Source organism: Pseudomonas sp. GW821-FHT10C09 (assembly GCF_059415465.1).
This window is the reverse complement of sequence record NZ_JBWKNG010000012.1, coordinates 112143-135502: the sequence shown is the minus strand read 5'-3', so window position 1 is coordinate 135502 and position 23360 is coordinate 112143. Positions and strand designations below refer to the sequence as shown.

21 protein-coding genes are annotated in these 23360 nt (G+C 61.2%); 7 read left to right on the top strand and 14 right to left on the bottom strand.

The window, feature by feature from the left end; all coding sequences use genetic code 11:
- Positions 1–306: 306 nt before the first annotated feature.
- Together AC07N8_RS14555 and AC07N8_RS14550 are read right to left on the bottom strand one after the other, a co-directional pair.
- On the bottom strand, positions 307–1488 hold the full coding sequence (locus AC07N8_RS14555; RefSeq protein ID WP_046032657.1) for an acetyl-CoA C-acyltransferase family protein: 1182 nt from the start codon (positions 1486–1488) through the stop codon (positions 307–309).
- The gene (locus AC07N8_RS14550; RefSeq protein WP_493144224.1) at positions 1488–2267 is read right to left on the bottom strand and encodes an enoyl-CoA hydratase; all 780 of its coding nucleotides are present in this window, start codon (positions 2265–2267) and stop codon (positions 1488–1490) included. The genes AC07N8_RS14555 and AC07N8_RS14550 overlap by 1 nt, the downstream gene beginning before the upstream one ends.
- Positions 2268–2497: 230 nt before the next feature.
- Here AC07N8_RS14550 and AC07N8_RS14545 point away from each other — a divergent pair, with 230 nt between their 5' ends.
- The 3 genes from AC07N8_RS14545 (at position 2498) to AC07N8_RS14535 (ending at position 6061) form a co-directional block, all read left to right on the top strand.
- The gene (locus AC07N8_RS14545) at positions 2498–3604 is read left to right on the top strand and encodes a polyamine ABC transporter substrate-binding protein (RefSeq protein WP_123432481.1); all 1107 of its coding nucleotides are present in this window, start codon (positions 2498–2500) and stop codon (positions 3602–3604) included.
- A gap of 154 nt (positions 3605–3758) precedes the next feature.
- Entirely contained in the window at positions 3759–5177 is a 1419-nt protein-coding gene (locus tag AC07N8_RS14540; protein ID WP_493144223.1) for an aminotransferase, read from the top strand.
- On the top strand, positions 5174–6061 hold the full coding sequence (locus AC07N8_RS14535; protein WP_493144221.1) for a helix-turn-helix transcriptional regulator: 888 nt from the start codon (positions 5174–5176) through the stop codon (positions 6059–6061). The genes AC07N8_RS14540 and AC07N8_RS14535 overlap by 4 nt, the downstream gene beginning before the upstream one ends.
- 146 nt (positions 6062–6207) lie before the next feature.
- On the opposite strand, the gene paaZ is transcribed toward AC07N8_RS14535, so the two are convergent.
- The 6 genes from paaZ to paaA all read right to left on the bottom strand — a co-directional run bounded on the left by paaZ (position 6208) and on the right by paaA (position 12122).
- On the bottom strand, positions 6208–8262 hold the full coding sequence (gene paaZ / locus AC07N8_RS14530; RefSeq protein ID WP_483843448.1) for a phenylacetic acid degradation bifunctional protein PaaZ: 2055 nt from the start codon (positions 8260–8262) through the stop codon (positions 6208–6210).
- A gap of 161 nt (positions 8263–8423) precedes the next feature.
- A complete protein-coding gene (gene paaE, locus AC07N8_RS14525; RefSeq protein WP_483843447.1) occupies positions 8424–9500 on the bottom strand; it encodes a 1,2-phenylacetyl-CoA epoxidase subunit PaaE in 1077 nt (358 codons plus the stop codon).
- A gap of 33 nt (positions 9501–9533) precedes the next feature.
- Complete coding sequence (gene paaD / locus AC07N8_RS14520) at positions 9534–10067, bottom strand: 1,2-phenylacetyl-CoA epoxidase subunit PaaD (RefSeq protein ID WP_493144218.1); 534 nt, start codon at positions 10065–10067, stop codon at positions 9534–9536.
- Entirely contained in the window at positions 10054–10815 is a 762-nt protein-coding gene (gene paaC / locus AC07N8_RS14515) for a 1,2-phenylacetyl-CoA epoxidase subunit PaaC (RefSeq protein WP_493144216.1), read from the bottom strand. Before paaC ends, paaD begins: the two co-directional genes overlap by 14 nt.
- 8 nt (positions 10816–10823) lie before the next feature.
- A complete protein-coding gene (gene paaB / locus AC07N8_RS14510) occupies positions 10824–11105 on the bottom strand; it encodes a 1,2-phenylacetyl-CoA epoxidase subunit PaaB (RefSeq protein ID WP_007943393.1) in 282 nt (93 codons plus the stop codon).
- A gap of 27 nt (positions 11106–11132) precedes the next feature.
- Positions 11133–12122 (bottom strand): 1,2-phenylacetyl-CoA epoxidase subunit PaaA, encoded by a 990-nt coding sequence (gene paaA, locus AC07N8_RS14505; RefSeq protein ID WP_483843444.1) that lies wholly within the window; start codon positions 12120–12122, stop codon positions 11133–11135.
- A gap of 620 nt (positions 12123–12742) precedes the next feature.
- Between paaA and AC07N8_RS14500 the strand changes: the two genes are divergently transcribed.
- On the top strand, positions 12743–13513 hold the full coding sequence (locus tag AC07N8_RS14500; protein ID WP_493144213.1) for a hypothetical protein: 771 nt from the start codon (positions 12743–12745) through the stop codon (positions 13511–13513).
- Positions 13514–14053: 540 nt separating this feature from the next.
- Here the strand turns inward: AC07N8_RS14500 and paaK are convergent.
- From paaK to paaF, 6 genes are all read right to left on the bottom strand, one after another.
- Complete coding sequence (gene paaK, locus AC07N8_RS14495; RefSeq protein ID WP_493144211.1) at positions 14054–15379, bottom strand: phenylacetate--CoA ligase PaaK; 1326 nt, start codon at positions 15377–15379, stop codon at positions 14054–14056.
- Between the two features lie 99 nt (positions 15380–15478).
- Positions 15479–16690, bottom strand: a complete 1212-nt coding sequence (gene pcaF, locus AC07N8_RS14490; protein WP_493144209.1) for a 3-oxoadipyl-CoA thiolase — start codon at positions 16688–16690, stop codon at positions 15479–15481.
- Positions 16683–17132: a hydroxyphenylacetyl-CoA thioesterase PaaI gene (paaI, locus tag AC07N8_RS14485; protein ID WP_483843440.1), complete on the bottom strand. Its 450-nt coding sequence runs from the start codon at positions 17130–17132 to the stop codon at positions 16683–16685. The genes pcaF and paaI overlap by 8 nt, the downstream gene beginning before the upstream one ends.
- Positions 17125–18642, bottom strand: coding sequence for a 3-hydroxyacyl-CoA dehydrogenase PaaH (gene paaH, locus AC07N8_RS14480; protein ID WP_493144207.1), 1518 nt, complete (start codon positions 18640–18642; stop codon positions 17125–17127). The genes paaI and paaH overlap by 8 nt, the downstream gene beginning before the upstream one ends.
- 3 nt (positions 18643–18645) lie before the next feature.
- Positions 18646–19437, bottom strand: coding sequence for a 2-(1,2-epoxy-1,2-dihydrophenyl)acetyl-CoA isomerase PaaG (paaG, locus tag AC07N8_RS14475; protein WP_493144315.1), 792 nt, complete (start codon positions 19435–19437; stop codon positions 18646–18648).
- A gap of 45 nt (positions 19438–19482) precedes the next feature.
- Entirely contained in the window at positions 19483–20256 is a 774-nt protein-coding gene (gene paaF / locus AC07N8_RS14470) for a 2,3-dehydroadipyl-CoA hydratase PaaF (protein ID WP_493144205.1), read from the bottom strand.
- Positions 20257–20615: 359 nt separating this feature from the next.
- Between paaF and paaY the strand changes: the two genes are divergently transcribed.
- The 3 genes from paaY (at position 20616) to feaR (ending at position 23338) form a co-directional block, all read left to right on the top strand.
- Positions 20616–21212, top strand: coding sequence for a phenylacetic acid degradation protein PaaY (gene paaY / locus AC07N8_RS14465; RefSeq protein ID WP_483843437.1), 597 nt, complete (start codon positions 20616–20618; stop codon positions 21210–21212).
- A 202-nt stretch (positions 21213–21414) separates the two neighbouring features.
- Positions 21415–22338, top strand: a complete 924-nt coding sequence (gene paaX / locus AC07N8_RS14460) for a phenylacetic acid degradation operon negative regulatory protein PaaX (protein ID WP_310270203.1) — start codon at positions 21415–21417, stop codon at positions 22336–22338.
- A gap of 85 nt (positions 22339–22423) precedes the next feature.
- The gene (gene feaR / locus AC07N8_RS14455) at positions 22424–23338 is read left to right on the top strand and encodes a transcriptional regulator FeaR (RefSeq protein WP_483843435.1); all 915 of its coding nucleotides are present in this window, start codon (positions 22424–22426) and stop codon (positions 23336–23338) included.
- The last annotated feature ends 22 nt before the right edge of the window (positions 23339–23360 follow it).

Sequence of the window (23360 nt, the reverse complement as noted above, 5' to 3'; positions counted from 1 at the left end):
AACGCCCCATGGTTTGTAGGCATGAAGCCACTGAAATGTAGGAAAAATCCCAGTGATAGCCGGCTTCGAATTCGCGTGACCTAAGCGGCGTGTCATAACGGCCCACAATCAGGTAATCAAACGCCATGGTTCGCTGAACTCCACAAATAAGAGGTCACGACACAAAACCCTGTGAGAGCCGAGCTTGCTCTGGGAGTTAATCTAGGGTGCGAGGAAGGGGCGGGATTGATGGATGGCGACCAGTTGTCGAAGGAAATCATCAAGCGGCTGCGATGCCCGGCGTTGCACCGGGCATCACGTTGATACTTAAACGCGTTCGAAAATCGCTGCAATCCCTTGGCCGCCGCCGATGCACATGGTCACCAGCGCATAACGGCCGTTGGTGCGGTGCAGTTCGTGGATGGCTTTGGTGGCAATGATCGCGCCGGTTGCGCCGACCGGGTGACCCAGGGAAATACCCGAACCGTTCGGGTTGACCTTGGCCGGGTCGAGGTCCAGTTCCTGGCTGACCGCACAGGCCTGGGCGGCGAAGGCGATGTTGGCTTCGATCACGTCCATGTCGGCGACGGTCAGGCCGGCACGCTTGAGCGCCAGGCGGGTGGCCGGCACCGGGCCGAGGCCCATCAGTTCCGGTTCAACACCGGCGTGGGCGTAGCTCACCAGACGAGCCAGCGGGCGCAGATTGTTGCTCTGCACCGCGGCGCCGGTGGCCATGACCAGCGCAGCGGCGCCGTCGTTCAGGCCGGAAGCGTTGCCGGCCGTTACCGAGCCGTCTTTCTTGAACGCTGGCTTCATGCCCGCCAGTTGTTCCAGCGTGGTAGCGCGAGGGTGCTCGTCGACGCTGAACAGCTTGGTCTCTTTGCGATCACGGATTTCCACGCCAACGATTTGCTCGCTGAAGTAGCCATTGGCGATGGCGAAGGCCGCGCGCTTCTGGTCTTCCAGGGCCAGGGCGTCTTGCATTTCACGGGTGATGCCGTTGCGCTCGGCGACGTTCTCGGCAGTGATGCCCATGTGAATGCCGTGGAACGGGTCATGCAGGATGCCCAGCATGTAGTCGATGGCCTGGATGTTGCCCATGCGCGCACCCCAACGGGCGGCCGGCATGATGTAAGGCCCGCGGCTCATGGATTCGGCACCGGCACCGACGACGATGTCGGCATCGCCCAGCATCAGGGTTTGCGCGGCATTGATGATCGCTTGCAGGCCGGAACCGCACAGGCGGTTGACGTTGTAGGCCGGGGTCTCTTTCGGGATGCCGGCGTTCATCGCGGCAACGCGGGAGATGTAGGCGTCGCGGGTTTCGGTCGGGATCACGCTGCCCATCACCAGATGGCCAACTTGTGCCGGGTCTACGCCGGAGCGTTGCAGGGCAGCCTTGACGGCCGTGGTCGCGAGGTCGGCCAGCGGAACGTCTTTGAGCGAACCGCCAAAGGTGCCGATGGCGGTACGCGCGGCGCTGACAACAAAAATATCCGGGGTGTTCATTACGGCTTTCCTCTTGGTGAATGCTTTTCTGTACTGCGATTGAGTAGGGCGGTCAACGCTGTTTGCGCTTCAGGTGTCTTGAGGCGTTCGATGAACAGCAGGTTTTCCTGACGAATAGTGGCTTGCAGCTCCGGCAATGACGCCTGTTTGAGCAGTTGCCGGGTTTGGCGCAGTGAGTCCTGCGGCATGGCGAGCAGGCGTCGGGCCAGGTTTTGCGCGGCGTCGAGGCATTGTTGGCCGTCGTCGAACAGCTCGTTGGCCAGGCCACAGGCGACCGCCGCCGCGCCGTCGAGGCTGTCGCCCCACAGCAGCAGGCGGGCGGCGCGGGCGTGACCGATCAGGCGCGGCAACAACTGGCTGGCGCCGAACTCCGGGCACAGGCCCAGGTTGACGAACGGCACGCGCAGCTTGGCGTTTCGCGTCACCAGCACCTGATCGCAATGCAGCAGCAGGGTGGTACCAATGCCGATGGCCGCGCCGCACACGGCGGCGATCAACGGTGTTTGCAGGTGAATGACGACTTTCATCAGGCGAAATGCCGGGCTGTCCAGATGGGTCGGCGGATGTTCGAGAAAATCCGCCAGATCGTTACCACTGGTGAAGCAGGTGGTGCCGCCGGTGATCACGATCACGCCGACATCTGGGTCTTCATCCGCCGCCAGCAACTGGTCGGCCAACTGCGTGTACAGGCTGTTGTTCAGCGCGTTGAGCTTGTCGGGGCGGTCGAGCGTGAGCGTCAAAACGCCTTCGTTTCGTTGTTGTTTGATCAGCTCAGTCATGGAATGCCCCGCCTGTTTTGTCCGGCAGCCACTCTAAGCGCCCGACGGGCGCGGGAGCTATGACAAAACGAGTCAACGAAACTGCTGCTTTTTGCCATGTTTTCGCCGCAGAGTTGGTCGGCAAAACGGCTCACACACCCATTCGGGGTATGGTGCCGTTGGCCCGATCGCTCAATAGTGGCATCAACCGGTCGTCCAGAACCGACTTCGCTTGATAAGGTGAATTTGCTATGCGCAAGGCCCTCATGGTGATTTCCAGTCTGTTGCTAGTTCCGCTGACACTCAATGTGCACGCCGCCACTGACGTGAACGAAAACAATACGCTGCGGTTGTATAACTGGGCGGACTACATCGGCGAAAAGACCATTGCCGACTTTGAGAAAGCCTCCGGGATCAAGGTGATCTACGACACGTTCGATGCCTACGAAACCGTCCAGGCCAAGTTGCTCACCGGGCACTCCGGTTACGATCTGGTGGTATTGAATGCCTCCCTTGCGCCGCCCTTGATCAAGGCCAAAGTGTTCCAGCCGCTGGACAAGAAGTTGCTGCCGGGCTGGACCAACCTTGACCCGAAAGTCTTGCAGGACTTGCAGGGCTTTGATGCCGGCACCGTGTATTCCGCGCCGTACACCTGGGGCAGCAACGGCATCACCTACAACGTCGACAAGATCAAGGAACGCATGCCGGACGCGCCGATTGGTTCGCTGGCGATGATCTTCGATCCGAAAATCGTCTCGCGCTTCGCCGACTGCGGCGTCACCCTGGTTGATGCACCTACCGAAGTGATTCCGCTGGCCTTGAAGTACCTGGGGCGAGACCCGCGAAGTGCATCGCCGGAAGACTTGAAAGCCGCGCAGGACTTATTGCTGTCCGTGCGGCCGTACATCAAGAAGTTCGACTCGGTGAACTACCTGACCAGCCTGCCCAACGGCGACGTGTGCATGGCCATGACCTGGTCCGGCGACTACGCCACCGCCATGGCCCGGGCCGAAGAAGCCAAGTTGAAGATCAAACTGGCCTACTTCATTCCCAAGGAAGGTTCGCTGATCTGGTTCGACAACATGTACATCCCGGCCGATGCGCCACACGTGGCCAATGCGCACAAGTTCCTTGAGTACTTGATGCAGCCACAAGTGATGGCGGACGTCACCGACTACATCCACTACGCCAACAGCAACGCGGCCGCCACGCCGTTGCTCAATGCCGATGTGCGCAGCAATCCGGCGATCTACCCCGATGAAGAAACCCGCCAGCGCCTGTTTCCGCAAAAAACACAGGACGCGAAAGAGATGCGCGCCATCACCCGCGTCTGGAGCACGGTGAAGAGCGGGATCTGAACACTAAACCTGTGGGAGCGAGCCTGCTCGCGAAAGCGGTGTATCAGGCAACAACGATGTCGAATGACACTCCGTCTTCGCGAGCAGGCTCGCTCCCACAGGAGTTGTGTAGTGATCTTTCATTTCGTTTACCCCTTCGGTTTGAGGTTTTTGTATGGCTACTCCAACGTTGACAGCACTGCCGGCCGTTGATGACGCCCAGTTGATCAAGGCTGACAAGGCCCACTACATGCACGGCTACCACGTGTTCGACGAGCACGCCGAACAGGGCGCACTGAACATTGTGGCCGGTGACGGCGCCTATATTTACGACGCTCACGGCAACCGTTTTCTCGATGCGGTCGGCGGCATGTGGTGCACCAACATCGGCTTGGGCCGCGAGGAAATGGCCCTGGCGATTGCCGATCAGGTGCGGCAACTGGCGTATTCGAACCCGTTTTCCGACATGTCCAACAACGTCGCCATCCAGTTGTGCGAAAAACTCGCCAGCCTGGCGCCGGGCGATCTCGATCATGTGTTCCTGACCACTGGTGGCTCCACTGCTGTGGACACTGCGTACCGGCTGATTCAGTACTACCAGAACTGCCGTGGCAAACCGGAGAAGAAGCACGTCATCGCCCGATTTAACGCGTACCACGGCTCCACTACGCTGACGATGTCGATCGGCAACAAGGCCGCCGACCGCGTGCCGGAATTCGATTACGCCAATGACAAGATCCATCACGTGTCCAACCCCAACCCGTACCGGGCGCCGGATGGCATGGACGAGGCGCAGTTCCTCGAGTTTCTGATCCAAGAGTTCGAAGACAAGATCCTCGCCATCGGCGCGGACAAGGTCGCGGGCTTCTTTGCCGAGCCGATCATGGGCTCGGGCGGGGTGATCATTCCGCCCAAGGGCTACTTGAAGCGCATGTGGGAAGTCTGCCAGCGCTACGACATTTTGTTTGTCGCCGATGAAGTCGTGACCTCGTTCGGGCGTCTGGGCAAATTCTTCGCCTCTTATGATCTGTTCGATGTGCAACCGGACATCATCACCACCGCCAAAGGCCTGACTTCAGCGTATCTGCCGCTGGGCGCGTGCATCTTTTCCGACCGTATCTGGAAAGTCATCGCCGAGCCCGGCAAGGGCCGCTGCTTTACCCACGGCTTCACCTACAGCGGACACCCGGTGTGCTGCACGGCGGCGCTGAAAAACATCGAGATCATCGAACGGGAAAACCTGCTGGAGCATGTCGAGGTGGTCGGCGCCTACCTCGAAGAACGCCTGGCAACCCTCAGCGACTTGCCGTTGGTGGGCGATGTGCGCTGCCAGAAGTTCATGGCCTGCGTGGAGTTCGTGGCCGACAAACGCACCAAGGCGTTGTTCGGCGATGAGGTCAACATTGGCGAGATGATTCACTCCCGAGCCCAGGCGCGAGGGTTGCTGGTGCGGCCGATCATGCACCTCAACGTGATGTCGCCGCCGCTGATCCTGACCTGCGCCCAGGTCGATGAAATCGTCGAGATCCTGCGGGTGTGCATTCTTGAAGTGGCGGCCGAGCTTGAGAAAAGCGGCCAGTACGTCGGGCAATGAGTTCGGTCAATCGGCGGTTACCCGGCGTCGGTTCTCCCGCTAGACTGCGGGGCATGAGCAAACCCAACGACGATACGCTGATCGCATTGCCCTTCGGGGCCTTGCACAAATGGCACGGCGACATGCGCGAGGCATTCGCCAATGTCGACGCGCCTGATGCGCTGCATTACCTGGCGTCGGCGTTCGGGCATCTGGTGTCCATCGAATCGGTGATGATCAGCCTCGAACACAAGGACCGCGCGCCGCAGTTGCTGTACCAGCGCGGTATCCCGGAGCAGTACCGGGACTCGATCATCGACCGCTATTTTTCCGGTGGCTACTTGCTCGACCCGTTTTGCCTGGCGGTGGAGCAGGGCCTGGCCGAAGGGTTTTATCACCTGGAGGAAATCGCCCCGGACAACTTCTTCGACAGCGAGTACTACAAGACTTATTACTTGAAGACCGGGTGTTCGGAGGACAGTTTTTACCTGATCGATACGGGGCATGACAGTCAGGTGTCGGTCAGCCTGTTTCAGGGGTTTGGCGGGGAAAGCCTGCGGGCGGAACAACTGAATCTGTTGCGCGCGGTTGAGCCTTTGGTTCGGGAATTTATCAGCGAGTTTGGCCGTCGTGGGCTGGTGCAAAGCGCAGTCACTGAAAGTGACGACCTGAAGCAACGCGTGCAATCCGCCTTCGAAAACTTTGGCTGCGACTTGCTGACCGAGCGCGAGCGGGAAGTGGCGCACATGGTGCTCAGGGGGCATTCCGTGAAGTCCACGGCCAGCCAGATGAGCATCTCGCCGGAGACGGTGCGCATGCACCGCAAGAATCTGTATCTGAAACTGGAAGTCGGGTCGCAGTCGGAGTTGTTTGCGCTGTTTATCGAGTGGTTGCGCCAGCACTAACCCAAATCTACAACCCACCGCCCCCCTGTGGGAGCGAGCCTGCTCGCGAAAGCGGTGTGTCAGGCAACATTTAAGTCGACTGACACTCCCTCTTCGCGAGCAGGCTCGCTCCCACAGTGGTGGTGGGGTGACCACAAGAATTGTGGTCAGTCCTCGCGTTTAACGACCAGGGTCAAAATGTCGTAACTGGCGACCAACTCACCCAGTTGGTTCGTGACCTCCACATCCCACGCCACCACCCCTTGCGGGATGCCTTGCGGGCTCTTCTTGCCCTGATCGATCTTGCGCTTGCAGGTCAACCGCGCCTGAATCGTGTCGCCAATTCCCACCGGATTGATAAAGCGCAACGTATCCAGGCCATAGTTGGCCAACACCGGCCCCGGCGCCGGGGAGACAAACAACCCGGCCGCGGCCGACAGCACGAAGTAACCGTGGGCAATACGCTTGCCGAACTGCGATTCCTTGGCGGCGATGTCGTCGAAGTGCATGTAGAAGTGGTCGCCGGACAGGCAACCGAAGTTCACCAGATCAGCCTCGGTCACAGTGCGACGGTGCGTGAGCAACGACTCGCCAATCTGCAAATCCTGGAAGAAACGGCGGAACGGATGCACTTCGGTTTCGATGACCTTGGCGCCGCGCACGTATTCACCGGTAACGGCCGCCAACATGGTTGGCGAACCTTGTACGGCTGCGCGTTGCAGGTAATGTTTCACCGCGCGCAGACCGCCGAGTTCTTCACCACCACCGGCACGACCCGGGCCGCCGTGCTTGAGTTGCGGCAATGGTGAACCGTGACCGGTGGATTCGGCGGCGGACTCGCGATCCAGCACCAGCAAACGACCGTGCCAGGCCGCTGCCACCGGGATCGCTTTGGCGGCAATCTGTGGATCCTTGGTGATCAAACTCGCCACCAGGCTGCCTTTGCCGCGAGCGGCCAGCGCCAGGGCTTCGTCCAGATCGTCGTAGGCCATCAAAGTGCTGACCGGGCCGAACGCTTCGATGTCGTGCGCGCCACCTTCGGCGTGCGGGTCGCGGGCTTGCAGCAGGGTCGGGGCGAAGAACGCGCCCTGGCTGACGTTCTCGCCGCGCGGTTCGAAACCGTCACGGGCGCCGAACAGCAGGTCGCTGCTCTGCAACAGGCTTTCCAGGCGTTCGGCGACGTCTTTTTGCTGATCGTGGGAAGCCAGCGCGCCCATGCGTACGCCTTCCACCGACGGGTCGCCGACCACGACTTTCTTCAGGCGATCACGCAAGCGCGTCGCAACCGCGTCGATGTGTTTGGCCGGCACGATGGCGCGGCGGATGGCGGTGCATTTCTGCCCGGCCTTGGTGGTCATCTCGCGGGCGACTTCCTTGATGAACAGCTCGAACTCTTCGTCGTCCGGGGTCACGTCCGGGGCGAGGATCGCGCAGTTCAGCGAGTCGGCTTCGGCGTTGAACGGTACCGAGTTGCGGATCAGGTTCGGGTTGACGCGCAGCTTGGCGGCGGTGTCGGCGGAACCGGTGAAGGTCACCACGTCCTGGCCTTGCAGGCGGTCGAGCAGGTCACCGGTGCCGCCGATGATCAACTGCAAACTGCCCGCTGGCAGTAAGCCGGATTCGTCCATCAGGCGCACCACGGCTTCGGTCAGGTAGCTGGTGGCGCTGGCCGGTTTGACGATGCACGGCATGCCGGCAAGAAAGCTCGGTGCAAACTTTTCCAACATGCCCCAAATCGGGAAGTTGAAGGCGTTGATGTGCACGGCCAGGCCGCCACGCGGCACCAGAATATGGGTGCCGGCGAAGGTGCCGAGTTTGCTCAGCTGCATCGCCGGGCCTTCGTGGACGATGTTGCCCGACGGCAATTCCCGCGAACCGAGGCTGGCGTAAGTGAAGAGGGTGCTGTTGCCGCCTTCGATGTCGATCCAGCTGTCGGCACGGGTCGCGCCGCTGTGGTGGGAGATCGCGTAGAGCTGTTCCTTGCGCTCGCTCAGGTACAAGGCCAGGGCCTTGAGGCGTTGGGCGCGTTGCTGGAAGTCCAGCGCCATCAAGCCACTGATGCCTTGGCGACGACCGTGTTCGACGGCTTCGGCGAAGTCCGGACGTTCTTCGTGAGTGCGGGCGATTTCATGGCCGTCGATGGCGCTGCGCAGCACCTGGGCACCGTGTTGACCGATCCAGCGACCGGCGATGAAACTTTGCAGGGTAGGGGCTTGGGACATGGCATTGACTCTCAAAAGTGTTGAAAACGCCGCACATCCACTGTGGGAGCGAGCTTGCTCGCGATGAGTGTATGACAGTCGATATTTATGCTGACTGACCCAACGCTATCGCGAGCAAGCTCGCTCCCACAGGGTTTGCGGTGTTCTTGTAAATGGGGTGTTCAGAGCTGATCGAAATCGAGCACCACTTTGTCGCTGATCGGGAACGCTTGGCACGACAGCACATAGCCGGCGGCCACTTCGTAGTCTTCCAGGGCGTGGTTGCTGTCCATTTCCACTTCGCCTTCGATGACCTTGCATTTGCAGGTCGAGCACACGCCGGCCTTGCACGAGTACGGCAGTTCAGCGCCCTGGGCGTTGCCGGCGTCGAGGATGCTCTGACTGTTGCGCGGCAGGTCGAACGCCAGGGCGCGGCCGTCGCTGATGACGGTGATCTGGCTGACCGCTGCATCCACTTGCCGGGCCGCCTCGCGGGCTTCGCGTTTTTGTTGGCTGCCGGCGGCGGCAAACAATTCGAAATGAATGCGTTCCGGCGCCATGCCCTTGGCCTTGAGGCTGTCGCGCACGGTCTCGGTCATTTCCTGCGGGCCGCAGATGAAGGCTGCATCGAGGGCTTTGACGTCGAGCCAGCGGCTGAACAGTTGCTCGCATTTCTCGGCGTTGATCCGGCCGTTGTACAGGTCGACGTCCTGCTGTTCGCGGCTGAACACGAAGATCAGGTTCAGGCGCTGCAAATAACGGTTTTTCAGGTCTTCCAGCTGTTCGCGAAACAGCGCGCCGGAGCTGGAACGGTTGCCATACAACAGCGTGACGCGACTGTGCGGTTCGGTTTCCAGGGTGGTCTTGATGATCGACAGGATCGGCGTGATGCCGCTGCCAGCCGCGACCGCCAGGTAGTGGCCGTGGCGTGCCGGATCAAGTTCGACACAGAAATGCCCGGCGGGCGGCATGACGTCCAGGCTATGCCCGGCTTTCAATTGCTCGTTGGCGAACGCGGAAAAACGTCCACCGGCCACCCGCTTGACCGCGATGCGCAGTTCACCGTCGTTGACCCCGGTGCAGATCGAGTAGGAGCGACGCACTTCTTCGCCATCCAGCTGAGTGCGCATCACCAGGTGCTGGCCCTGGGTGAAGTGAAAGCTGTCTTGCAGGTGCTGCGGAATCTCGAAGGCAATGGACACCGCGTCACGGGTCTCGGTGCGCACGTCCTTGATGGTCAGGCTGTGAAATTTACTCATTATTGTTCTCCAGCTGGGACGGCCGATTGCCGCTCAGATGCACTTGAAATAGTCGAACGGCTCGCGGCAATCGACGCAGCGGTACAACGCCTTGCATGCAGTGGAACCGAACTCGCTGAGCACTTCGGTGTGCGCGCTGCCGCACTGCGGGCAGACGATCACCGGGCTTTCGCCAAGCAGGCTGCGCTTGCTGGTGCTGCCCTCCGGCGGGGCGATGCCGTAGGCGCGCAGGCGTTCGCGGCCAATATCGCTGATCCAGTCGGTGGTCCACGCCGGGGTCAATTTGCGTTCCAGTTGCGGCGCCTTGAACCCGGCCAGTTCCAGGGCGTCACGGATATCGCTTTCGATCACTTCGGTGGCGGGGCAGCCGGAGTAGGTCGGCGTGACCACCACGTGCAAGTGCCCGGCCTGCCAGTCGAGATCGCGCACGATGCCGAGGTCGACCACGCTGACCACCGGCACTTCCGGGTCCATGACCTCTGCCAAAATCGCCCACGCGGCGGCCAGGTCGGTCGGTTGTGCTGGCCGGGCGCCAAGGTCGCTGGCGATCAACTCACCAGGTCGCATCGGGGTACGCTCGTGGCAGGAACTGCATTTCGGCCAGCAGAATGCCGAGGTGTTCGGTGTGCAGGCCCTTGCGTGCATTCAGGTAGAAATAGTTGGCCGCGTCCGGTACGGGCAGGGTGGCGCTGGCGAAAATCTCGCTGACCTTGGCTTGCCAGACAGTGGCGACTTGCGCGGTGTCCGGGGTAATGCCGGCGTCGCACAGGCGTTGCTCGCTGTCGTCGGCGCTGGTCAGTTCGACGGTGAAGCGCCAGACCTCAGGAGTCGCGGCCAACATGCGGCGATGGCTTTCTTCCGTGCCGTCACCCAGGCGCTCGACCCACTCGCCGGAGCGGCGCAGGTGATAGGTGACTTCCTTGACGGCTTTGGCGGCGATCCCGGCGATGCGTTCGTCGCTGGACTGGCTCAAGCCGCTGAGCACTGGCAGGTGCCAGGCGTCATAGAGGAATTGCTTGAGGATGGTCACCGCGTAATCGCCGTTCGGTTGTTCCACCAGCAACAGGTTGCGGTAGGCGCGCTCGTCACGGCGGAATGCCAGGTCATCGGCGCTGCGGCCATCGTTCAGCAGTTCGGCGGCGTACTCCAGCCAGTTGCGCGCCTGGCCCACCAGGTCGAGGCCGACGTTCATCAGCGCCAGTTCTTCTTCCAGCGCCGGGGCCTTGCCGCACCATTGGCACAGGCGCTGGCCCTGGATCAGGGCGCTGTCGCCGAGGCGCAGCAGGTATTCGATCAGATCAGTCTGGTTGTTCATGGTCGACCTCACATGTGCCCGACTTCGGCCGGCAGCTCGTAGAAGCTGGCGTGGCGGTAGACCTTGTCGTCCGACGGATCGAACAGCGGGTCTTTTTCATCCGGCGACGAAGCGGTGATCAGCGCCGATGGCACGACCCACAGGCTCACGCCTTCACTGCGCCGGGTGTACAACTCGCGCGCATTCTCGATGGCCATGGTGGTGTCGGCGGCATGCACGCTGCCGACGTGCTTGTGGTTGAGGCCGTGCTTGCTGCGCACGAAGACTTCAAAAAGGGTCCATTCAGACATTTCAATGACTCCACATCAGGTGGCCGATCAGGCGGCGTTCTTGTTCTGTTTTTTGCGGGCGTGGGCGACGGCGGCTTCGCGAACCCAGGCGCCGTCTTCGATCGCCTTGCGGCGGGTGGCGACGCGTTCCTGGTTGCACGGGCCGTTGCCCTTGAGCACTTCGTAGAATTCGCTCCACTGGATCTCGCCGAAGTCGTAGTGGCCGGTGTCGGCGTTCCACTTCAGGTCCGGGTCAGGGCAGGTGCAGCCCAGCAGTTCCAGCTGCGGGATGGTCTGGTCGATGAAGCGCTGGCGCAGTTCGTCGTTGCTCTGGCGCTTGATTTTCCAGGCCATGGATTGCGCGCTGTTTGGCGAGTGTTCGTCGCTTGGGCCAAACATCATCAGCGACGGCCACCACAGGCGGTTGATCGCGTCCTGGACCATGTCTTTTTGCGCCTGATTACCGTGGCGCATCATGGTCAGGAGGATTTCGTAGCCTTGGCGCTGGTGGAAACTTTCTTCCTTGCAGATGCGCACCATGGCCCGGGAATAGGGGCCGTAGGAGGTGCGCTGCAATACCACCTGGTTGACGATGGCGGCACCGTCGACCAGCCAGCCCACTGCGCCCATGTCGGCCCAGTTCAGCGTCGGGTAATTGAAGATGCTCGAGTATTTGGCTTTGCCGCTGTGCAGCTTGGCGATTTCTTCATCGCGGTCGGCGCCGAGGGTTTCCATGGCGCTGTAGAGGTAGAGGCCGTGGCCGGCTTCGTCCTGGATCTTGGCCATCAATTGCAGTTTGCGTTTGAGCGATGGGGCGCGGGTGACCCAGTTGCCTTCGGGCAGCATGCCGACGATTTCGGAGTGGGCGTGTTGGGAGATCTGCCGGATCAGGGTCTGGCGATAGGCATCTGGCATCCAGTTCTTGGCTTCGATCTTGATTTCTGAATCGATTTTTTCCTGGAAGGCGCGTTCCTGGTCGGACATTTCCGACAGGTCTTTGATGCGCTTTACGCCGGTTTCTACGAGCTGTGCGTACATTTTGGGTCTCCCGCCGTGAATCTGTTTGATGGCATGGAGAACTTTATAAGCGATACAGAAACTAATATCAAACAGAAAATGGTGTGTCGTATGTGTTTTTGTATCGCTTTGGGATGGACGGTTGGTTTGGGTGTATATCCGGTTCTTTGGTAACGGCGGGTTATGGTTCCGCTCTTACAGCGGGTCACTTTGGAAAAGCCCCAAAGTAACCAAAGGGCTTTTGCCCCTTTCGTTCGGTGCCTCGCCTAGGCTCGGCATGCCCTCGCTCCGGTCCTGCTCCGTGGGCCCGCCGCCATCGGCCATCCATGGCCGGGGGCGGCTAACCCGGCATCCTTGCCGGGTTGCCCACTGCGCAGAACCTGCGCTCGGCCTCTCGAGGGGGCGGTGCGTCAAGATCAAAAGCTGCAGCGAGCTAACGCTCGGCCTTGAGTGGTGAGGAGCGAAAGCATTGCGCCGATTTTTTGTGGGAGCGAGCTTGCTCGCGATGCTTTTGATCGTTTCCACACTCCGCGACACCGGTGCCTTCGACTTCTGGACAGCCTGATGGCTACTTAGTAGCATCCGCCGCATACGGATTTTCTCCTGCGCGTCGACTGACGCGGGTCTATCAAGGAATCGAAATGCACACGTTCACCCATGGCGATAAATCGGTTGTTTTCACTGTCCTGAGCGGTGAAGTGGTGGGCAGCGAAAAGCTCAGCGAAACCCGCGTGACGTCCACTGGCGGCGTTCATGTGAATGGCAAGGACAGTGAAGTGACGCCGGTGCGCGTCAGTTCGGTGTCGATCATTAATCATGAGTTCTGGGTCAAAACCCCGGACGGCGTCGAGCACGATGTGAAGCTGCGCGGCGTGGATATTCCGTTGCGCACCGGCCAGGACATCTCGTTGATCAGTGCCTTGAAAAAGGACGGTTCGCCGCTGCACACCATTCTGCAGAACCACACGGCGGCCAAGCGTTGGGTGCTGCGTGACGCCAACGCGCTGCATACGGAGCTGGAGCTGGCGCCCTTCAACTGGAAGACCGTGATGATCGTGTCCGGGTTGTGCGTCGCCGGCCTCGCTACAGGCGGGCTGGGCATCCTGGCGGGGGCGGGGTATTTTTGCTACGCGTGGTACCAGGGCTCCCAGCGCAAGAAACTGCTGGTCAGCGATTTGAATGCCTACATCGACAAACTGGAAACTGCAGTCGGTAATCGCGGCCGGGCGCCAAGTCCTGCTCAAGTAGTGCAACCTGCCCAGGTAGAACTCTTTGTCGAAGCAGACATCGTGATTGAAGAAGAAAGCCCTGTTCAGCAAGAGAAAGCGGTCGAGGCCAGCGTTGATGCTCCGGCGCAAAGCCAACCGCTGAACAGCGACAGCGTACGTAGGGCTTTGTCGCGCAAGCTCTGAAGACGGAACGCGGAGCGTCCCCGGCGGCATTCCCACGCAGAGCAGGGGAACGATCAAAAGCATCGCGAGCAAGCTCGCTCCCACAATGGAACGGTGTACGGCTTTTGCTCCCCACCACTCAACAGGCCGAGCGTTAGCTCGCCTGCAGCTTTTGATCTTGAGGCACCGCCCCCTCGAGAGGCCGAGTGGAGGTTCTGCGCAGTGGGCAACCCGGCATGGATGCCGGGTTAGCCGCCCCCGGCCATGGATGGCCGATGGCGGCGGGCCCACGGAGCAGGACCGGAGCGAGGGCATGCCGAGCCTAGGCGAGGCACCGAACGAAAGGGGCATGAGCCCTTTGGTTACTTTGGGGCTTTTCCAAAGTGACTCGCTGTAAGAGCGAAACCAATAGAAGCCCTGACCGCAGAAACGGATATGTACAGCTGATAGAAAATGGTCGCCTGCCAGAAAGCTTTCGCGAGCAGGCTCGCTCCCACAGGGGGAAGTTGTGGTCCGGCCAAAAAAAACCCCGCAAAAGCGGGGCCATAAAGGGTGCAGCAGTCATGCTTTAGGGCGCTTATCCATCACGTGACAAGCCTTACCCTCAGAACGCTTGATCGAATGCATCGGCTGCAAAACGATCCGCGAACTGATCCCGATATACGTCTTGATATGCCGACTCAACTCGCCACAAACAGCCTTCTGCTGCTCATCGCTCAAATGCTGATGCTCCGCCTTGAGCTCCACATGCACATCAACACTGTCCAGATTCCCATTGCGATACAGATGAATCTCATAAGACTCTGAAAGCTGTTTGATCTTCAGCACCTGCTCCTCGATCTGCGTCGGAAACACGTTGACCCCGCGAATAATCAACATGTCATCACTGCGCCCGGTGATCTTGTCGATCCGTCGCATCGGCCGCGCCGTCCCCGGCAGCAGACGCGTCAAATCGCGGGTGCGATAGCGAATCATCGGCAACGCTTCTTTACTCAGCGAGGTAAACACCAGCTCACCCATCTGCCCGTCCGGCAGCACTTCGCCGGTGACCGGGTCAATGATTTCGGGGTAGAAATGGTCTTCCCAAATCGTCGGCCCATCCTTGGTTTCGGCGCACTCCATGGCGACACCCGGCCCCATGATTTCCGACAGGCCATAAATATCCAGCGCCGTAATGCCCAAACGGTTCTCGATGGCACTGCGCAGCTTGCCAGTCCACGGCTCGGCACCGAAGATGCCCAAACGCAGGGCCAGCTTGTGCGGGTCGATGCCCTGGCGCTCGATCTCATCGGCAATGTTGAGCATGTAGGACGGCGTGACCATGATGATGTCCGGCTGGAAATCCTTGATCAGCTGCACCTGTTTCTCGGTCTGGCCGCCGGACATCGGAATCACCGTGCAGCCCAGGCGCTCGGCGCCGTAGTGCGCGCCGAGGCCGCCGGTGAACAGGCCGTAGCCATAGGAAATATGCACCTTGTCGCCGCGACGACCACCCGCCGCACGGATCGAACGGGCGACCACGTTGGCCCAGGTGTCGATGTCGTTCTGGGTGTAGCCGACGACAGTCGGTTTGCCGGTCGTGCCGCTGGAGGCGTGCAGGCGCACCACTTCGTTCATCGGTACGGCAAACATGCCGTAGGGATAGTTATCGCGCAGGTCGGTCTTGGTGGTGAACGGAAACTTCGCCAGGTCTTCCAGGGACTTGATGTCATCCGGGTGCACGCCCAGCGCATCGAAGCGCTGACGGTACAGCGGCACATTGTTGTAGGCGTGGTTCAGGCTCCAGCGCAGGCGATCCAGCTGGTGTTGACGCAGTTCGTCGATGCTGGCGGTTTCCAGCGGGTCCAGCACAGGATCAAGCACGGCTTTGGCAATTGGCATGTTCATGAATTCACTCGAATTGTTTTTGTGTTTCAGCCCGGCTGCCGCTGGGCTTTGAGTGCATGCCCCAAGGATACCTCTGGGCTCCTTGGGAATCGCAGTTCTTTAGTCGGATAGTCGCTCGATGATCAGCGCGATGCCCTGGCCGACGCCGATGCACATGGTGCACAAGGCGTAGCGGCCCTTGCGTTCCTCAAGCTCATGCAGGGCGGTGGTCACCAGGCGCGCGCCACTCATGCCCAGCGGATGACCGAGGGCAATCGCGCCGCCGTTCGGGTTCACACGCGGGTCGGTATCGCTCAGGCCCAGTTCACGCAACACCGCCAGACCTTGTGCGGCGAAGGCTTCGTTGAGTTCGATCACGTCCATGTCGGCCAGGCTCAGGTTGGCCAGTTCCAGCACTTTGCGCGTCGCTGGCACCGGGCCGATGCCCATGATGCGCGGCTCGACACCGGCGGTGGCCATGGCGACCACCCGACCACGGGCCTTCAGGCCGTGGCGTTTGGCGACTTCCGGGCTGGCCAGCAGCAGCGCGCAGGCGCCGTCGTTGACCCCGGAGGCGTTGCCGGCGGTGATGCTGCCGCCTTCGCGAAACGGTGTGCCGAGTTTCTGCAATTGCTCCAGCGTGGTATCGCCACGCGGGTGCTCATCGTGTTCGACGACTTTGGCCGGACCTTTGCGCTGGGGAATTTCCACCGCGACGATTTCCTTGGCCAGACGCCCGCTGGCCTGGGCTGCGCCAGCGCGTTGCTGACTGCGCAGGGCGAAGGCGTCCTGATCGGCGCGGGAGATGTTGAACTGTTCGGCGACGTTCTCGGCCGTCTCCGGCATCGAGTCGATGCCGTAGGTTTTCTTCATCAACGGATTGACGAAACGCCAGCCGATGGTGGTGTCGTAGACCTGCGCGTCACGGGAAAACGCCTGCTCGGCTTTGCCCATCACCAGCGGCGCACGGGACATCGATTCAACGCCGCCGACCAGCATCAGCCCGGCTTCGCCACAACGAATCGCCCGCGCCGCCGTGCCAATCGCGTCCAGCCCGGAACCGCACAAACGGTTGAGCGTGGTGCCAGGCACGCTGACCGGCAACCCGGCCAGCAGCGCAGACATGCGCGCAACGTTGCGGTTGTCTTCGCCGGCCTGGTTGGCACAGCCGTAGATCACATCATCCACGGTGTTCCAGTCGACCTGCGGGTGACGGCGCAGCAGTTCACGCAGCGGCACCGCGCCGAGGTCGTCGGCGCGCACGCTGCTCAAGGCACCGGCGTAGCGACCGATCGGGGTCCGTACCGCGTCGATGATCAAGGCGTCATTCATTCGGGTTCTCCTGCGGCAGTACCGCGCCGCGCACTTTGTAGGATTTGCCATGGAACAGCGCGATCAGCTGGCCCAGTTGGTTTTCGATGCGTACGTCGTAATTGCCGGTGCGCCCGGAACGGCTTTGCTCGGTGCAGTCGGCATTCAAGGTGTCACCCAGGCGGGCCGGGGCGATGTAATCGATGCTGCAACCGATGGCGACCGTGGCTTCGTTGTAGCTGTTGCAGGCCAGGGCAAACGCCGAGTCGGCGAGGGCAAACAGGTAACCGCCGTGGCAGGTGCCGTGGCCCTGGATCATGTCGGCGCGCACGTTCATGCCGATGCGCGCGCAGCCGGGGCCGGCCGACAGCAGGCGCATGCCCATTGCCTGGCTGGCGTTGTCGCGGCTGAACAGGGCTTTGGCGCAGTCGCTGGCCAGGTTCATCGCTTCGTGGTTAGTCATGAAAATGCCTCCCTTCGGCGACGCGGCGGCGCAACAGCAGCGACGGCCGATAACGTTCTTCGCCGTAACCGGCTTGCAGGTTTTCCAGCACGTTGAGGATGTGCGCGAGGCCGATGGCATCCGCCCAGGCCAGCGGGCCTTGCGGGTAATTGACCCCGGCGCGCATCGCCAGATCGATGTCGGCGGCCGATGCCACGCCTTGCAGCACAGCGTCGGCGGCTTCGTTGGCGAGCATGGCGACGGTGCGCAACACGGCGAGGGCCGGGCTGTCGCTGAGCAGGCTGACGCTGAAGCCGGCCCGTTGCAGCAGCGCGACGGCCTGTTCGAGCGCGGACGGCTCGATGCCGGCCGCGTAGCTGATCGCGAGGCGGCTGGCCTTGCTGTAATCGAATGCGAGGTCGAGCAGGATCAGGTTGCGCAGCCCGTCTTCCCTGGCACGCTGAGAGGCCATACGCCCGTCGCTCAATGCCAGGACCGCATCACCCACTCGCAGCACGCCTTGGCCGTCGCGCTGAATGACCTCGACACCGTGTTCGCGCAGGCGCGCAATCAGCGCGTTGGCAATACCGAGGTCACCTTCGACAACACAGGTTTCAACGCTTTGCTCGCTGCTGACAGTGGCCGGCTGCGGCCGTACGGCACCTTCGGCGTAGCTGTAAAAGCCATGGCCGCTTTTGCGCCCCAGGCGTCCGGCGTCCACCAGTTCCTTCTGAATCAAGGACGGCAAGAAACGCGTGTCGCCGTAATAGGCGTCGAACACCGAACAGGTCACGGCATAGTTGACGTCGTGGCCGATCAAGTCGGTCAGTTCGAAAGCGCCCATCGCGAAGCCACCGGCGTCACGCATCAGCGCATCCAGGGTCGGGCAATCGGCGGCGCCTTCCTGCAGCAGGCGCAGGCTTTCGGCGTAAAACGGCCGGGCCACGCGGTTGACGATGAAACCCGGGGTTGAGCGGGTGTGCACCGGTTTTTTGCCCCAGGCCTTGGCGGTGTCGTACAGGCAGGCGGCCAAGGCCGGATCGCTGGCCAGGCCCGAGACGATTTCCACCAGCGCCATGACCGGTGCCGGGTTGAAGAAGTGCAGGCCGAGCAAGCGCTGTGGATGATTCAGCTGCGCGGCGATGCTGGTGATCGACAGCGACGACGTGTTGCTGGCCAGAATGCAGCGCTCACCGCAGATTTCTTCCAGTTGGCGAAAGAGGGCGCGTTTGACCTCAAGGTTCTCGACGATGGCTTCGATCACCAGCTCGCAATCGGCCAGCGCTTCGATGACTTCCACCGCCAGCAAGCGGGCGAGGGTGGCTGAGCGAGAGTCGGCGGAGAGTTTGCCGTTGTCGACGCGTTTGCCCAATTGCCGGCCAATGCCGTCGATCGCTTGCGCTGCTGCGCCGGGACGATTGTCCAGCAGCAGCACGGTGTGCCCGGCCTGCGCCGCGACTTGCGCGATCCCGGCACCCATGGCGCCGGCGCCGATCACCGCGATGCGCGCATCAATGTTCAGTGCAGTCATGACTCAGCGCCCCTTGAAGCTTGGGCTGCGTTTTTCCATGAAGGCGCTGACGCCTTCGCGGTAATCCTCGCTACGCCCGGCCAGGCGTTGCAGGTCTTTTTCCAGCTCCAGTTGTTCGTCAAAGGTGTTGCTAAGGCTGGCGTTCAGGCTGCGCTTGATCAGTGCCAGGCCGTAGGTCGGTTGGGTGGCCAGGTGGCGGGCGAGTTTCAGTGCTTCATCGCGCAGTTCGGCGTCTTCCACGCAGCGGTAGATCAAGCCCCATTGCTCGGCCTGTTCGGCGGTCAAGCGGTTACCGAGCAAAGCCAAAGCCTTGGCGCGGGCCATGCCGACCAGGCGCGGCAAGGTCCAGGTGCCGCCGGAATCGGGGACCAGGCCAAGTTTGCAGAACGCTTGAATGAAGCTTGCCGAGCGTGCTGCCAACACCAGGTCGCAGGCCAGCGGGATGTTGGCACCCGCGCCGGCGGCCACGCCATTGACCGCACAGATCACCGGCAGCGGCAGGTCGCGCAATTGGCGGATCAGCGGGTTGTAGAACTTCTCGATGGACTCGCCCAGATCGGGCACGTCGCTGCCCGGTGCGACGTTGCGGTCGCTTAGGTCCTGCCCGGCGCAGAAGCCGCGACCTTCACCGGTCAGCAGCAACACACGCACATCCGGGCTCTGCCGGACCTGTTTCAGCGCCTCCTTCACTTCACCGTGCATCTGCGCGTTGAAGCTATTGAGCTGATCCGGACGATTGAGGCTGAGCAGGGCGACGCCGGCCTCGATGGAAAACAGGATGTGTTCGAAGTTCATGGTCATGGCGCTCTCTGGGAGGTCGTTCGCTTTTTTTGAAATGGATTACTGGCCGGTGAAGGTCGGCGTGCGCTTTTCCTGAAAGGCTTGAATGCCTTCATCGCGGTCGCGGGTGCCGGCCAGCACGGTGAAGGCATGGCGCTCGAAACGCAGGCCGCTGGCCAGGTCAGTGTCCATGGCCTTGAGCAGGGCTTCCTTGGCCAGGCGCACCGCCAGCGGTGCTTTGCCGGCGATGCTGCGGGCGATCTGCATGGCGCGATCAACGGTGAATTCCGGTTGCGTCACTTCACTGACCAGCCCGGCACGTTGCGCCTGGCGGGCGTCGATCGGTTCACCGGTCAGGACCATTTGCATGGCCATGGATTTGCCGACGGCGCGCAGCAAACGTTGAGTGCCACCGGCGCCCGGCATGATCCCGAGGTTGATTTCCGGCTGACCGAAACGGGCGTCTTCACCGGCAATGATGATGTCGGCGTGCATCGCCAGTTCGCAGCCACCGCCGAGGGCGAAGCCGTTGACGGCAGCGATCAGCGGTTTGTTGAAGCGGGTGATGGTTTGCCACGAGGCCTGGCGCGGGTCGTCGAGGATGCCGACCAGATTGCGCTCGGCCATTTCCTTGATGTCGGCGCCGGCCGCGAACGCTTTGCGGCTGCCGGTCAGGACCACGGCGCGGGTGTCGGGATCGGCCTGCGCGATGTTCAGTTCATCGGCCAGTTCACCGAGCAATTCGGTGGTCAGGGCATTCAACGCTTGCGGGCGTTGCAGGGTAATCAGGCGAACGCCTGGCTCGATGATCTCGACAGCAAGGGTTAGAGGCATGGCGGATGCCCTCGTGGTGCATGCACGGCTGCAATGCCGGCTCATTATTGGATCGGCGCAGTGGGCCGGTTTTGCCTGAGTATACCTACAACGTGATACGCAAATACAATAGTAAAACGTATTTAATGTGTCTTATTGATGGATGGCAGATCTGGGTAGAGAGATGTCTATACCCGTCAGATGACTGATTAATCGCCGGTTTTGTTGGGATTTGTGGTGGATTTACAGGCGTTGAGCGACCTCCCGTCAGGGGCGCTGCTAAGTGATACGGATTTTTGTCTTTGTACTGGCAAAAGCGATGTGATACAAAATGGCCCTGTATCGGCATCGCTTTACCAATGCGTTCAAAGGACCGTCCCATGACTTGCTACAGCCTCGATGGCTTGACCCCGGTAATTGATCCCACGGCTTACGTTCATCCGTCCGCGGTGCTGATCGGTGACGTGATCGTCGGCCCTCATTGCTATGTCGGGCCGCTGGCGAGCCTGCGCGGGGACTTCGGCCGTATCGTGCTGGAGGAGGGCGCCAATCTGCAGGACACCTGCGTGATGCACGGTTTCCCGGACAGCGACACCGTGGTCGAACGCAATGGGCACATCGGCCATGGCGCGGTGTTGCACGGGTGCCGGATCGGCGCCGATGCGCTGGTGGGCATGAACGCCGTGGTGATGGACAACGCCCGCATCGGCCCGCGCTCGTTCGTCTCGGCGGCGGCTTTCGTCAAGGCCGGTTTCGACTGCCCGGAGCAGTCTCTGGTGATGGGCGCGCCGGCCAGCATCAAGCGTGGTCTCAGCGATGAAGAGGTGTCCTGGAAACAGGCGGGCACCCGCGAGTATCAGCGACTGGCCAAGCGTTGCCTTGAGCAGATGCAGGTCTGCGAACCGTTGACCGAAGTGGAGGCGGATCGCCCGCGCATCAGCGACAGCGGCTTGCGCCCAAAAGGCAGCACCCTGTGAACACTGCCCCCATTGCAGGAGTGAGCTTTTGTGGCGAGGGAGCTTGCTCCCGCTGGGTTGCGCAGCAGCCCAAAAATCTTGTGAGCGCTGCGCACTCAAACGGGGGCAAGCCCCCTCACCACAAAGTCTCGCTCCCACAGGAAGTGCGATTAACTGGCGGACATTCGGTATATTCCTTTTCTTTTTTCAGCCCGGTACGCCCATGTCGTCCCTGACACCCTTGAACCAACTGATTACTCGCTTCCAGGAGCAGACGCCGATCCGCGCCAGTTCCTTGATCATTACGCTGTACGGCGATGCCATCGAACCCCACGGCGGGACAGTCTGGCTGGGCAGCCTGATTCAATTGCTCGAGCCCATCGGCATCAACGAGCGACTGATCCGCACCTCGATTTTCCGCCTGACCAAAGAAGGCTGGCTTACCGCCGAAAAAGTTGGGCGTCGCAGCTATTACAGCCTGACTGGCACCGGTCGCCGGCGTTTCGACAAGGCGTTCAAGCGCGTCTACAGCTCCACCGTGCCGGCGTGGGACGGTTCCTGGTGCCTGGTGATGCTCACGCAGTTGACCCAGGACAAGCGCAAACAAGTGCGCGAAGAACTGGAGTGGCAAGGTTTTGGTGCGATTTCGCCCGCCGTGCTGGCGTGTCCGCGCAGCGACCGCACCGACCTTAATGCGACCTTGCTCGACCTCGGCGTCCAGGAAGAAACCATCGTCTTCGAAACCACGGCGCAGGACGTCCTGGCGTCCAAGGCCCTGCGTTTGCAGGTGAAGGAAAGCTGGAACATCGAAGAACTGGCAACTCATTACAGCGAGTTCATCCAGCTGTTCCGACCGCTCTGGCAAGCGCTTCGCGAGCAAGAGAACCTGCAACCGGGCGACTGCTTCCTGGCACGCGTCCTGCTTATTCATGAATACCGCAAACTGCTGTTGCGCGACCCGCAACTGCCGGACGAACTACTGCCCGGTGATTGGGAAGGTCGGGCAGCGCGCCAGTTGTGCCGCAACATTTACCGGCTGATCTACGCCAAAGCCGAGGAATGGTTGAACAGTGCACTGGAAACCGCCGACGGTCCGTTGCCGGACGTGGGTGAAAGTTTCTATCGACGGTTTGGCGGGCTGAAGTAGTCCGTCATTGTTGTGGGAGCGGGGTGGTTAGGGAGAACCGGAGGATTGGCGTAGATAATAAAAATAAGCCTGCGTGAGGCCTGACATGATTTCTGCAAATGCACAGCGCCGTGATGGATTCGACCAGTGGATCCATCAGATCAACCAGATCTGTGGCGCCTTCAATGCGCAAACCCTGGGCGAAGAGTTTTCCGGGCAGATCCGCGAACACCAGAGCGGTGCGCTGAAACTCAGTTTTGTCGATGCTTGCCAGGCGCGGCTGTACCGCACCCCGGCGCAAATCGCGGCGGGCGAGGGCGGCAAATACTTTGCGGTGTTCCAGCTCGACGGCACGGCGGGCATGGCCCAGGGTGACAGCAAGGTGTTGCTGTCGGCCGGCGACATCACCCTGATCGACGCCTCGCGCCCCAGCGACTTCACCTACAGTGAAAACTCCCGGCAGTTGTCGCTGATTCTGCCTTCGTCGCTGATCGAGCAATCCTTGCGCTTCAACCCGGTCAAGTGCGGTCACCGCATCGTCGCGTCATCGCCGATGGCGATGCTCTCGCATCGACTGATTCTCGATGCTGCGCAGCAAAACACCCTGAGCCTGGCGGAAAGCGAGGCGACGCTGGAGGCCATTGTCAGCCTGCTGCGCCCGGCCATCAGCCAAGCTGAAGACAGCAACGATCTGCATGAGCGGATCTTTCGCAAGACGCTGGAATGCATCGACGAACACATTCGCTCCGAAGACCTGTGCCCGGAATGGCTGGCGCGGGAAGTCGGGATGTCGGTGCGCGGGCTGTACCGGATCTTTGCCAAGAAAGGCTTGGTGGTGGCGAAGTACATCAAGAATCGTCGGCTGGATTTGTGCGCCGAGTCCCTGCGCCAATCGCGTACCGAACAGAAACTGTCGGTGCTGGGTTACTCCTGGGGGTTCTCCGATTCGAGCTACTTCTCCACCGCGTTCAAATCGCGGTTTGGCATTTCCCCCGGCGAGTACCGAAAAAACCGCGCCTGAGATCCGTCTGAATCACTCCTAC